Consider the following 11678-nt stretch of genomic DNA (forward strand, 5'->3'; position numbering starts at 1 on the left):
GGTCAGGCCTTGGCCGGCACGCGCAGGATCAGGGCGTCGCCCTGGCCGCCGCCACCACACAGCGCGGCCGCGCCGACGCCGCCACCGCGGCGACCCAGCTCGAGCGCGAGGTGCAGGGCGATGCGGGCGCCGGACATGCCGATCGGGTGACCGAGCGCGATGGCGCCGCCGTTGACGTTGACCTTCTCCGGGTCGATGCCGAGGGTCTTGGTGGAGGCCAGCCCGACGGCAGCAAACGCCTCGTTGATCTCGACGAGGTCGAGGTCGGCGGGCGTGATGCCTTCCTTCTCACACGCCTTGGCGATCGCGTTGGCGGGCTGCTGCTGCAGGGTCGAGTCGGGGCCGGCGACGACGCCGTGGGCACCGATCTCGGCGATCCAGTCGAGCCCGAGCTCCTGCGCCTTCGCCTTGCTCATCACCACGACCGCGGCGGCGCCGTCGCTGATCTGCGAGGCGGAGCCGGCGGTGATGGTGCCGTCCTTGGCGAACGCCGGGCGCAGCTTCGACAACGACTCGGCGGTCGTGTCGGCGCGAATGCCCTCGTCGGTCTTGAACTCGATCGGGTCGCCCTTGCGCTGCGGGATCGAGACGGTGACGACCTCGTCGTCGAAGAGCCCGTCCTTCCACGCGCGCGCGGCCAGCTGGTGGCTTCGCGCGGAGAACTCGTCCTGCTCCTCGCGGGTGAACGCCTGGTCGCCGGTGTTGGCCTGCTCGGTGAGGGCGCCCATGGCCTGGTCGGTGAACGCGTCCCAGAGGCCGTCGAAGGCCATGTGGTCCTTCATCGACACGTCGCCGTACTTGTAGCCCTCACGCGACTTCTCGAGCATGTGCGGGGCGTTGGTCATCGACTCCTGGCCGCCCGCGACGACGATCTCGAACTCGCCCGCGCGGATCAGCTGGTCGGCGAGCGCGATGGCGTCGACACCGGAGAGGCACACCTTGTTGATGGTGAGCGCGGGCACGTTCATCGGGATGCCGGCCTTGTCGGCGGCCTGGCGGGCGGGGATCTGGCCCGCGCCGGCTTGGAGCACCTGGCCCATGATCACGTAGTCGACCTGGTCGGGCGCGACGCCCGCCTTGTCGAGCGCGCCCTTGATGGCGAAGCCGCCGAGGTCGGCGCCGGAGAAGTCCTTGAGCGAGCCGAGCAGCCGGCCCATCGGGGTGCGCGCCCCCGCGACGATGACGGAAGTGGGACGGTCGGTCATGACAGGAGGCCTCCAACGCCTTCGGGGAAACTGCCTTCCCTCACTCTAATGCCGCCGTGGACCCCTGACTCCGCCGCCTCGGGTGGCGCTGACCACACCCATCACCAGCCCCCGGTATGCCGCGGCCCCACCTCCCGCACGTGCTTGCGTCTGCGTTTTTGCCGCGCTGGTGGGCAACTCCGCAGACGTCACGAGTGAATGCTTGCTTGCGTCTGCGTCAGTGGTGGCCACAGCAACCGCTCACGCAGACGTTGCCGTCCGGGCTTCAGCCCTGCAAGCCTGCGCGGGCGCGGGACTCGACCGTGATCGTGATGGAGCCGCCGAGCCTGTCGAGCAGGACGCCCACGAACGGCAGGTCGGCCTCCCCCGTCAACCGCACCACGGCCGTCTCGCCGTCAGGGCTGCCGGTCCCGGAAGCGACGACCCAGTTGTTCATGCCCGGCGGGAGTGGGCGTTCGGCGAGGTACTTTGCCGCGGTGTCCCGCACGGTGGCGTCACTGACGGCCACGGCATCCCCGAGGCCGGCGTCGTAGACGCCCAGGTCGAGCGAGTCGGCCGCGTCGAGCGCCGCACCGTCGGCGGCATCCAGCAGCCGCACCCGTGACAACTGCGCCGACGTGACGGCGGCAGCACCCATCACCAGCAGGATCGCGATGACGGTGTAGCCGAGGATGAGGATCGTGACCTGTCCCCGCTCGCCGTTCGCGCGTCGCGCCCGGAGCCGCCACATCATGGCGCGCCCCGGAAACGGTCGACCACTGCGACGTGCGTGGCGCTGACGGGCACCTCGAGGGGAACCACCTTGCGTGCGAAGGAAGGCACCAGTGGGAGGGGCACGGAGACGCTGGCCTCCATGGTGATCCGGCCCTCGGGCCGCAGGCAGGGCGAGCCGTCACAGGCCATGGCCAAGGTTCCAAGGTCACCAAACCCCTGGTCCTGGAATGCAATTCGCGCCGCCGCGTCAGCCCGCGGCGCGGCCTCCCCCTCTGACTGTGCCGTGACGAACGCTCGGCCGGCTTCGCGCGAAGCCGCCGACACGGCATACGAACCGGCTTGGAGGCGGCCCAGCATCATCACGAGGTAGATGAGCGGCACCATCAGCAGCACGGCCAGGAACACGAACTCGACGACGGCGGTCCCGCTCTCCCCCACCCGCCTCAGCCGCAGGGCCCAGCTGCGGACCCCGAGGATCACTGCCGCTCCTCGAAGGCGCGACCCACGACGTCGAAGCCGTCGCCCGGGCCCACGAGACCGATCACCGGCAGGGGCGCCCGCACCCGGACCACGACGACCTGGACGCCGTCGGCATCCTCGACGGACACCGACACGTCCCGGGCGAATCGGTCCGAGAGGGACGAGGCGATGAGGCTGCGGGCGCGTTCCGCACCGATCGCCGGGTCGACGTCGGCGCGCGCACCGAACCGCGCCCCCTCGGACGCCGAGGCGATGAGGGTGTTGCGGACGTGCAGCGCGAGGCCCAGCTGGACGATCCCCAGGAAGAGGAACGTCAGCATGCTGCCGACCAGGACGAAGTCGACGACGGCCGCCCCGGTCTCCCGACGACGCACCATCGGCGTCAGTTGCCGCCCTTGCGGACGTTGTTGAGGGACTCCTCGAACAGTCCCACCAGGGCGTCACCGGCGAACTGCCACAGGACCACGACGATGCCGGCGGTCATGAGCGTGATCATGACCCAGCCCGGCACGTCGCCACGCTCACGACGCTGCGCAGCGAGCCCTCCCACGTGGTCGCGCAGCCTCAGCTGCGAACGGATCAGCATGCGGTGGATGGTTGTCATTTCTTCTTCCCCTTGTGTGTGGCAGTGGTGCTGTGGTCTCACATCGAAAAGCGCAGGAACGAGAAGCCCGGAAAGACGGCGAACAGGATCGTGACGGGCAGGACGAGAAAGACGACGGGCAGCATCATCGCGATCTCCTTCTTGCCCCCCGCCTCCATGACCGCGCGACGACCGTCCTCGCGGACGTCCTGGGCCTGGGCCCGCAACACGTCGGCCAAGGGCGTGCCGCGTTCGACCGCGACGATCATCCCGTCGACGAAGCGGGCCAGGCTGGCGAGCCCGGTGCGGTCGGCAAGGCCTTGCAGAGCGGTCGGGAGGTTGGCCCCGGCACGGGCATCGGCGAGGCACCGGGACAGCTCGTTGGAGAGCTCGCCGCGCGACAGGCGGCTCACCCGCTCCAGCGCCCCGACCGCGCCCTCGCCGGCACCCACGGCCAGGGCGAGCAGCTCGGCGATCGTCGGGAACTCGGCCAGCATCCGCTCCTCGCGGCGCTTCGCCGCCCGGGTCAGCCACTGGTCGCGCGCCACCACGCCGGCCCCTCCGCCGCACAGCGCGACGATGACGGCCGGGACGACAGAACCGCCCTTGCTGAGCCACATCAGGCCGCCGAGGACGAGCCCGATGGCGAGCCCCGCTGCGCCCCAGAGCACCTGTTCGGCGCGGAACCGGTCGACGTCCGGCGCCTGCCCGGCGCGCAGCTGCCGGCGTCGGACGGTGGCTGCGCCACCGAGGACTCGCTCCAGCCTGCCGCCCAGCTCGCGGACCAGGGGGCGCGCGAGCGTTGCGAGGGCGCCGCTACCACCGACCTGGCGGGTGGCCAGCAGTCGCGACGGTCGCGGCGCGTCACGCAGGTAGGGCAGCAGGCGGTCCTCGAGGGTTGCCTTGCGGTTGAAGGGAAGTCCGGCCCAGACCAGCAGGATTCCCAGGGCGAGGGCGAGACCCAGCAGGGCGCCGGCTGGGCTCAGCGGGAGGCTCGTGGGAAGGCTCATCGCAGCACCCGCTCGTCCTCGGGCAGGCGTCCGATGTGGACCATGACGCGGTACGCGAACAACGAGATGACCGCACCCGCGAGCAGCACCAGTGCACCCGTGGTGGTGCCGTAGGCGCGGATCGACTCCGGCCGGGTCGCCAGCATCGCCAGCACCGCCCACGGTGCAGCGACGGCCAGGCGCGCGGCATTCACCGTCCAGCCCTGTCGTGTCTCGAGCTCGGACCGGGTGCGCGCGTCCTCGCGCAGGAACGTCGAGAGGGTGCGCAGCAGCCGGCCGAGGTCACTGCCGCCGACCTCCCGCGCGATCCGCAGGGACTCCACCAGCCGGTCGCCGACCGGGTCGCTGAGGCGCTCCTTGAGCCGGTCGAGGCATTCCTGGAACCGCCCGGTCGTCCGGTAGTCCTCGGCGAAGGCCTGGAAGGCGGGGCGCAGCTCTGGCGGCCCGCGCCGGCTGAGCTGCGCCAGCGCCTCGGGCAGTGCCAGCCCGGCACGCACCCCGGAGGCGATGTTGTCGACGGCGTCGGGCCACAGCTCGCGCAGGCTCGCGCGCCGACGCCGGGCCCGCCCACGGACGAGCGCGAGGGGGGCGTAACCCGCCATGACGGCGAAGCACAGTGCTACGGGGGCCACCCCGGTGGTCGCCAGGATCGTGAGCCCCACGATGACGAAGGCCAGCACGCACGCGACCATCAGGCTGCGCGGTCCCATCGACTCGTACCCGGCCTGCACCAGCTGGTCGCGCAACCGCTCGGTCATGGTGACCCGCCGGGCCTTGTCCACCGCGGGGGTGGGCACCCAGAACGACCACCAGATGCAGAACACACCGCACCCGAGCAGCAGACCGACGACGACACCCATTTGCAGTCCTCTACTCCTGCGCCAGCAGGGCGGCCACGTCGTAGCCGGCCCGTCGGAAGCGCTCGGGGTGGGGTGGGAAGCCGTCAGAGCGCCGCAGTATGCCGTCGTGCTGGGTGAAGATGTCGGCCACCTCGACGACGTCGCCCTCGACGCGTCCGGGCACGGCCACGATCTCGCGCACCCGTCGGACACCGTCGTGCTCGAGGGCGACGTGGACGACGAGGTCGATCGAGCTCGCGACGGTCGGCACGACGAACCGGCTGCCGACGTTCTCGCCCGCCAGCAGTGGCAGGGTGCACATCTTGGTGATGGCCTCGCGAGCGCTGTTGGCGTGGATGGTGCACATGCCGGGCAGGCCGCTGTTCAGGGCGATGAGCAGGTCGAGGCTCTCGGCCTGGCGCACCTCACCGACGATGATGCGCGAGGGCCGCATGCGCAGCGCCTCCTTCACCAGGCGTCGCAACGGAATCTCGCCGGTGCCCTCCAGGCTTGGCTGACGACACTGCATCGAGGCCACGTCGCGCAGGGGGATCTTGAGCTCGAAGACCTCCTCGCACGTGACCACGCGTTCGCGTGAGGGAATGGCCGCACTCAGGCAGTTGAGGAGGGTGGTCTTGCCGGCCTGTGTTCCCCCGGCCACCAGGACGTTGAGGCCGGCCGCGACTGCGGCCCCGAGGAACCGCGCCGCCTGGGGCGTGATGGTGCCGAGCCCGACGAGGTCGTCGAGGTGGTTGGCGCGGACGACGAACTTGCGGATGTTGACCGACCAGTGGCGACGCGTGACGTCCGGGATGACGACGTGCAGCCGGGAGCCGTCGGGCAGGACGGCATCGACGAACGGGCTGGACAGGTCGACCCGGCGGCCGCTGGTCTTGAGCATCCGCTCGACCAGGTCCTGTACCAGGTCGGCGGAGAGGATCGTCGTCGTCAGCTCGGCAACGCCCCCGCGCGCGATGAAGACCTTCGACGGCTCGTTGATCCAGATCTCCTCGACCTCGGGGTCGTCGAAGTAGGGCTGCAGCGGGCCGTACCCGGCGACGGCGTCGAGCACCGACTTCACGGCGTCGTCGACGTTCGGCAGGGTGGGCAGCCCGCCGTGCAGCGATCGTTCGTCGTAGTCCGCCACCGCCTCGCGCACCAGCTTGTCGAGGCTGCGCGGGTCGCGGGCAGGGTCGATCCCCGATCGCCTGATCAGTTCCCGAACCTCGGACTCCACCGTGGTCACGGCGTCCATGCCGCCCCCTGTCTGCGCACGTCGTTCCCGCACGTCATCGGCATACTAGGACGAACCACGGCAACCCGGGGCAGTTCATCCACAGCTGTGCACAACGCACCCGACCGGCCTCATCCACAGCCGTAGCGTCGCCACATGCGACTGCAGCTGACCCTCACCCTCGCCGGGTCCGGTTCACCGCGGACGGTCGAGCTGGAGGTGGATGCAGCGCCTGGCTCCACGGCCCGCGACCTGCTGACGGCGGCGCGTTCGATGCACCCGTCGGTCCCGCCGGATGCCGCGCTGTCGGCGCGTGGCCGCCTGATCGAACCGGATGCTGTCCTGGGCCACCCACCGCTCGCGGACGGAACCGCGCTGACCCTCGGTGACGCACCGGCCACCACCGCTCCTGCCACCGCGGGCACGCCGGTCGCGCTCGCCATCGCGCACGGTCCCGATGCCGGTCGCACCCTGCACGTCGGGCGCGGCAGCCACGACGTCGGTCGCTCCCCGCAGGCGGGGGTCACCATCGATGACGAGCGTCTCTCCCGACGCCACGCGAGCATCGAGGTCGACGCCGACCGGGTCGCTGTGCTCGATCTCGGTTCGACCAACGGCACCCGGCTCGACGACGACGCCGTGGGGACGATCCCCCGCACGCTTGCGCCGGGGCACCGCCTGACCCTGGGCTCGAGTGTGCTGGTCGTCCGCCCTTCCGACCGGGTCCCCGCCGTCGTCGAGCAACGCCCCGACGGGACCGTCGCCGTGAACCGCCGCCCACGACGTCCCTTGTCGTTCCCCTCGGCCACCCTGACCGCGCCCAGCCCGCCCGTGCCCCCTACTCGTGGGCGCATGCCCTGGGTCGCAGCGCTCGTCCCACTGCCCGTGGCCGGGGTGCTGGCCCTCTTCCTGGGGCCGATGATGCTCGCCTTCGCGGTGATGAGCCCGGTGATGCTGCTGGGCACGGCCGTGACCGACCATTGGTCGGGACGACGTCGGTATGCCGCGGAGCTGGCTGCGCACGAGGCTGCGCTCTCCGGCGTGGCCGGCGCCGTGGCCGCGGCGGCGGTCGACGAGGCGCGGGTGGAACGAGCGCGGCACCCCGATGCGGCGGAGGTGCTCGAGGTCGCGGACGGACCGGGCGCCCGCATCTGGGAGAGGCGCCGCGACGACCCTGACTTCCTCGCCCTCTCCGTCGGCACGTGCACCCGGGCGGGTTCGGTCACCGTCGTCCGGCCGGACTCCGACCCCGGTCCACGCAGCTCCGTGTTGTCCCAGGTGCCGGCGGTGGTCCCGCTGCGCACCGTCGGGCCACTCGGCATCTGCGGCGAGCGTGCACGGCTCACCGGCCTCGCGCGGCTCCTGCTCGGGCAGGTCGCGACCCTGCACTCACCGGCCGACCTCGAGCTGTTCGTCCTCTGCGACGGGCCGGCGAGCGCGCAGGAGTGGGGCTGGGTGTCGCGGTTGCCGCATGTCCGGACGTCGGACGGACGGGTGCGCCCGGCCGCGTTCGGCGTCGGTGCGGGCTCCGACTCCGTGGCACGGGTCGTGGCGGCACTGCATCGCGAGGTCCAGCAACGCTGTTCCGCGCGTGGCGCAGCAGCCGCGCACCACGAGTGGGCAGGGTCCTGGTGCGTGCTGCTGATCGACGGGTCGGACGACCTGCGGGCCACGCCCGGGCTGGCGAGCATCCTCACCGACGGACCAGCGGTCGGCGTGGTCACGATCGCGCTCGCTGACACGGAGGGCGGACTGCCGCTCGAGTGCCGTGCCCTCCTCGACCTCGGCCGACCCGACCGGGCGGCCCTGTCGATGCCCGGGCCACCGGTGGCCGACCTGGTGGTGGACGGGGTCGGTCCATGGTGGGCGGACCGGACCAGCCGCGCCTTGGCCCGGCTCCGCGACGCCACCCGTGGCGACGACGACTGGGCCCCGGACGGCGCAGTCAGCCTTTCGGCTGCCGTCGGACGAAACCTCTTGGACCCCAGTCAAGTTCGCGACTGGTGGGAAGTCACGCCAGCCACCACGACGGCAGTCATCGGCGTGGATGCGGAAGGTGCCGCCTCGATCGACCTGGCCGCCGACGGGCCTCACGTGCTCGTGGGCGGCACCACCGGATCGGGCAAGTCTGAGCTGCTCCGCACGCTGGTCGCGTCCCTCGCCGCGGGCAACCGTCCCGAGCACCTCTCGTTCGTGCTCGTCGACTACAAGGGTGGAGCAGCCTTTCGCGCCTGCGCCGACCTGCCCCACGTCGCCGGCGTGGTCACCGACCTCGACGACCACCTCGCCGCCCGCGCGCTGACCTCGCTGTCGGCCGAGCTCAAGCGCCGCGAACGACTCCTGGCAGCTGCGGGAGTCACGGATTTCGCGGCATACCAACGCATTTCAGGGAGTGCGCCACTCGCGCGCCTGGTCGTTGTCATCGACGAGTTCCGCGCCCTGGCGCAGGAGCTCCCCGACTTCGTCGAAGGCATGGTGCGGTTCGCGGCCCTCGGCCGCTCGCTCGGTGTCCACGTCGTGCTCGCGACCCAACGGCCCGCGGGGGTGGTCACCGCCGACATCAAGGCCAACGTCAACCTGCGCATCGCACTGCGCATGCGTGACGCGACCGAGTCACTGGACGTCATCGACCATCCCTCGGCAGCCGACATCGACGCATCCACACCGGGGCGAGCCTTCCTGTCGTCCGGCGACGGGGCACCCCATGCTTTCCAGGCGGCGACCGTGGCCCCGGCGCCCACCGAGGATCGCAAAGTGCTCCGCGCCCGCGAACGACTCGGGCTCGACCGCACGGGGCCATGGGTGGACGTCGGCCAAGGGTCCGAGTCCGCTCGCACGGACACCGAGCTCGAGGGCCTGGTGCGGGCAATCCGTTGTGCTGCAAGCGATATCGGTGCGCGCTCCGCATCGCCCGCCTGGCTGCCCCCACTGCCCGATGCGATCGAGCAGGACGCGCTCGACGCGACTGGCGGCACACCGATCGGCCTGCAGGATCTGCCGGCTTTGCAGACCCAGCGGCCATTCGTCCTCGATCCCGATGCCGGTGGCCACTGGGCCTTCGTCGGCTCCTCCGGGAGCGGGCGCAGCACTGCCTTGCGCACCACCGCCTTCGCACTCGCCCGCACGTTCGGACCCGATGACCTGCACGTGTATGCCGTGAGCGGCGGGTCGCTCGCGGGTGTGGCCGAGCTGCCCCATTGCGGTGCGCACGTCACGTGGGACGACCTTCCCCGGTTGGCCCGACTGGTCACCTGCCTCGAGGAGCAGGTGGCCGAGCGCCGACGAGGCCTGAGCACGTCGGGTCACGCGAGCGTGTCCGGCTGGCGCGGCGCCGACGACCAGGCGCCAGCTCGGCTCGTGCTGCTCGTCGACGACCTCGACCTGGTGGTGCAGCGCACCGACGAGGTCGAGCACGGGCGGCTGACCGAGCGGCTCCTCGGCCTCTTCAAGGACGGCGCCGGCGCGGGGCTCACGGGTGTCCTGGCCGGTCACCGATCATTGCTCGTGGGCCGCATGGCCGCTCTCTCCTCCACGCGGGTGCTGCTGCGGCTGGCCGACCCCGGAGAGCTCGTCCTGGCCGGCCTGTCGGCCAAGGACCTGCCGGGCCACCAGCCACCTGGCCGGGGGTTGCTCGCCGATGGCACCACGGTCCAGCTGGCGAAGCCTCCCGGCGTCGCGGGGTCGGGTCCTGCTGCCGGGACAGGCTGGCGCGCACCGCGCCGGGTCGACGCGATCCCGTCAAGCGTCAGCACCGACCAGCTCGTGACCGACGAGCCGGGCCTCGCCCTGGGCATCGGTGGTGACGACTCACAGGTCCAGGTGCTCGACCCGGAGCGGGACGGGCGGCGTTGGCTGGTGACGGGACCGGCCGGTTCGGGCGTCAGCACGTGCCTCACCCTCATCGCCCACCAGCTCGCGCCGACGGGACGACAGGTCGCCGTGGTGTCGACCCAGGCCCTTCCCGCTTCCTCGCTCGCGGCCGCCGGCCACGTGACGGTGTGCGACCCCGCCTCGCCCGAGACCCTTGTCGCGCTGCGCCGACGGGTTCCCGACCTCGCGGTACTCGTCGACGAGGCGCACGACCTCCTCGACTCACCGATCGAGGGCGTGCTGCGTGAGATCAGCTCGCTGCTCGACCGCGACGGCGGGCTGCTTGTGTGCGGCGCAGACGCCGCGACCCTCGCGCTGCGGCACCGTGGCCTGGCCGTCGAGGTGGCTCGGCACCGCACGGGCCTTGTGCTCTGCGGTGACAGCTCCCGCCCCGTCGACCCGTGGGGGTTGCGGCTGCCGCCAGACCCCAGCGCCGGTCCCGGACGCGGCCACGTCGTGCGACGCGGGGTCGCCGTCCCCGTCCAGGTCGCCCAGCCCGAGGCTGCGAGCGCCACGGCCCGGCCCGCGCTGCCGGCACCGAGGGCGGTGGCCTAGTCCTGGTCGGGCTCCCTCGTGGTCTTCGCCCGGGCAGCCACGATCACGCCCGCGAACGCGAGGACCAGCAACGGCACCCCGACCAGGGGCTTCCCACCCGTGACCAGCGACCACGCGACGGGCAGCAGCAGGATGTTCCAGACGATGGTCGGGGTGTTGGGCCAGTTGTCACCGCGTAGCCAGCCGCGCGCCAGCACCCCGAGCAGCACCGCGAAGACGAGGATCAGAAGCGCTGACATGACCACCCGCGTCGCGTCGTCGCTCGCACCCAGGCCCAGCTCGACGAAGTAGAAGACGACCAGACCGAGCAGCACCACCGCGTGCAGCGCGCACAGCAGCCCGGCCGCCAGCCGGTAGGGATCGCGCTCGCGCGCCGCACCCTCCACGGGGCTGCCGGCGTGGGCGTCGGATCGGGCGTCAGGGGCCGGGCGCTCGGGCTCGTCGGTCACGACCACAGGCTACGGCCGCGACCGGGGCCGGCCACACGGGCGGTGAGCACGCGGCCTACCCTCGTCGTCGAGCACCCCACCCACCCGAGGTGAGTGTGAGCAATGCCTCACGTTTACGACGAAGTTACCTGGCGGCAACCCCTCCACAAACGCCGCAAGATCTGTGAGGCTGGAACAGAAACGCCGGACAACCCGTTGGCATGAAGGCTCCAGGGCCCCCACAATGTGTCCGAGAGCGTTTCACCATGCACGGACCACCGGGCCGATCCCCCCATCGGCCCTCTGCGCATGAGCACGACCCCGAGCACACCACGCACCGCCGCGCCCGTGCCGTGAGGTCCGCATCCTGGGCCCCACGCCCACGGCTGCGACTACCCCCTGCACGACAAGGAGCACGATCTTCATGGACTGGCGCGACCGCGCTGCCTGCCTCGACGAGGACCCGGAGCTGTTCTTCCCGATCGGGAACACCGGCCCGGCGATCCTCCAGATCGAGGAGGCCAAGGCTGTCTGCCGCCGCTGCGAGGTCCTCGACACCTGCCTGAAGTGGGCCATCGAGTCCGGTCAGGACGCAGGTGTCTGGGGTGGCATGTCCGAGGACGAGCGACGCGCACTCAAGCGTCGGAACGCCCGGGCCCGCCGCGCCGGCTGACCTCCAGCTGCACGAACCCTGACGCCGCTCAGCGAACGCTGGGCGGCGTTGCCATGTCCGCAATGCCCCGCAATGCATCGGTATGCC

General features: G+C 71.7%; 11 protein-coding genes. 2 read left to right on the forward strand and 9 right to left on the reverse strand.

Features of this window, described 5'->3' with window-relative positions:
* Window positions 1-2 precede the first annotated feature (2 nt).
* The 8 genes from HJG52_RS09710 to HJG52_RS09745 all read right to left on the reverse strand — a co-directional run bounded on the left by HJG52_RS09710 (window position 3) and on the right by HJG52_RS09745 (window position 6086).
* Complete coding sequence (locus tag HJG52_RS09710; protein WP_171243401.1) at window positions 3-1205, reverse strand: acetyl-CoA C-acetyltransferase; 1203 nt, start codon at window positions 1203-1205, stop codon at window positions 3-5.
* Between the two features lie 265 nt (window positions 1206-1470).
* Complete coding sequence (locus HJG52_RS09715) at window positions 1471-1938, reverse strand: pilus assembly protein TadG-related protein (protein WP_171243402.1); 468 nt, start codon at window positions 1936-1938, stop codon at window positions 1471-1473.
* A complete protein-coding gene (locus HJG52_RS09720) occupies window positions 1935-2399 on the reverse strand; it encodes a TadE/TadG family type IV pilus assembly protein (RefSeq protein ID WP_346767666.1) in 465 nt (154 codons plus the stop codon). The genes HJG52_RS09715 and HJG52_RS09720 overlap by 4 nt, the downstream gene beginning before the upstream one ends.
* On the reverse strand, window positions 2396-2776 hold the full coding sequence (locus HJG52_RS09725; protein ID WP_171243403.1) for a TadE/TadG family type IV pilus assembly protein: 381 nt from the start codon (window positions 2774-2776) through the stop codon (window positions 2396-2398). Before HJG52_RS09725 ends, HJG52_RS09720 begins: the two co-directional genes overlap by 4 nt.
* A gap of 5 nt (window positions 2777-2781) precedes the next feature.
* Window positions 2782-3003 (reverse strand): hypothetical protein, encoded by a 222-nt coding sequence (locus HJG52_RS09730; protein WP_240977774.1) that lies wholly within the window; start codon window positions 3001-3003, stop codon window positions 2782-2784.
* A 38-nt stretch (window positions 3004-3041) separates the two neighbouring features.
* Window positions 3042-3992 carry a type II secretion system F family protein gene (locus HJG52_RS09735; protein WP_171243404.1) on the reverse strand — a complete coding sequence of 317 codons (951 nt, stop codon included), beginning with the start codon at window positions 3990-3992 and terminating at the stop codon, window positions 3042-3044.
* On the reverse strand, window positions 3989-4852 hold the full coding sequence (locus tag HJG52_RS09740) for a type II secretion system F family protein (protein WP_171243405.1): 864 nt from the start codon (window positions 4850-4852) through the stop codon (window positions 3989-3991). The genes HJG52_RS09735 and HJG52_RS09740 overlap by 4 nt, the downstream gene beginning before the upstream one ends.
* 10 nt (window positions 4853-4862) lie before the next feature.
* Complete coding sequence (locus tag HJG52_RS09745) at window positions 4863-6086, reverse strand: TadA family conjugal transfer-associated ATPase (RefSeq protein ID WP_171243406.1); 1224 nt, start codon at window positions 6084-6086, stop codon at window positions 4863-4865.
* 135 nt (window positions 6087-6221) lie between these two features.
* On the opposite strand from HJG52_RS09745, the gene HJG52_RS09750 reads away from it, so the two are divergent.
* The gene (locus tag HJG52_RS09750; RefSeq protein ID WP_171243407.1) at window positions 6222-10490 is read left to right on the forward strand and encodes an FtsK/SpoIIIE domain-containing protein; all 4269 of its coding nucleotides are present in this window, start codon (window positions 6222-6224) and stop codon (window positions 10488-10490) included.
* Here the strand turns inward: HJG52_RS09750 and HJG52_RS09755 are convergent.
* Entirely contained in the window at window positions 10487-10939 is a 453-nt protein-coding gene (locus HJG52_RS09755; RefSeq protein WP_171243408.1) for a hypothetical protein, read from the reverse strand. The genes HJG52_RS09750 and HJG52_RS09755 overlap by 4 nt on opposite strands.
* Before the next feature lie 403 nt (window positions 10940-11342).
* Here HJG52_RS09755 and HJG52_RS09760 point away from each other — a divergent pair, with 403 nt between their 5' ends.
* The gene (locus HJG52_RS09760) at window positions 11343-11591 is read left to right on the forward strand and encodes a WhiB family transcriptional regulator (RefSeq protein WP_171243409.1); all 249 of its coding nucleotides are present in this window, start codon (window positions 11343-11345) and stop codon (window positions 11589-11591) included.
* Window positions 11592-11678 lie beyond the last annotated feature (87 nt).

Origin of the sequence: Knoellia koreensis (assembly GCF_013041615.1) — a bacterium.
In the GTDB taxonomy this organism is placed as follows: domain Bacteria; phylum Actinomycetota; class Actinomycetes; order Actinomycetales; family Dermatophilaceae; genus Pedococcus; species Pedococcus koreensis.

Bases quoted from the DNA above. Each gene is read 5' to 3' on its own strand.
- HJG52_RS09710 (WP_171243401.1), bottom strand. From the start codon at position 1,205: ATGACCGACCGTCCCACTTCCGTCATCGTCGCGGGGGCGCGCACCCCG.
- HJG52_RS09715 (WP_171243402.1), bottom strand. From the start codon at position 1,938: ATGATGTGGCGGCTCCGGGCGCGACGCGCGAACGGCGAGCGGGGACAG.
- HJG52_RS09725 (WP_171243403.1), bottom strand. From the start codon at position 2,776: ATGGTGCGTCGTCGGGAGACCGGGGCGGCCGTCGTCGACTTCGTCCTG.
- HJG52_RS09730 (WP_240977774.1), bottom strand. From the start codon at position 3,003: ATGACAACCATCCACCGCATGCTGATCCGTTCGCAGCTGAGGCTGCGC.
- HJG52_RS09735 (WP_171243404.1), bottom strand. From the start codon at position 3,992: ATGAGCCTTCCCACGAGCCTCCCGCTGAGCCCAGCCGGCGCCCTGCTG.
- HJG52_RS09740 (WP_171243405.1), bottom strand. From the start codon at position 4,852: ATGGGTGTCGTCGTCGGTCTGCTGCTCGGGTGCGGTGTGTTCTGCATC.
- HJG52_RS09745 (WP_171243406.1), bottom strand. From the start codon at position 6,086: ATGGACGCCGTGACCACGGTGGAGTCCGAGGTTCGGGAACTGATCAGG.
- HJG52_RS09750 (WP_171243407.1), top strand. From the start codon at position 6,222: ATGCGACTGCAGCTGACCCTCACCCTCGCCGGGTCCGGTTCACCGCGG.
- HJG52_RS09760 (WP_171243409.1), top strand. From the start codon at position 11,343: ATGGACTGGCGCGACCGCGCTGCCTGCCTCGACGAGGACCCGGAGCTG.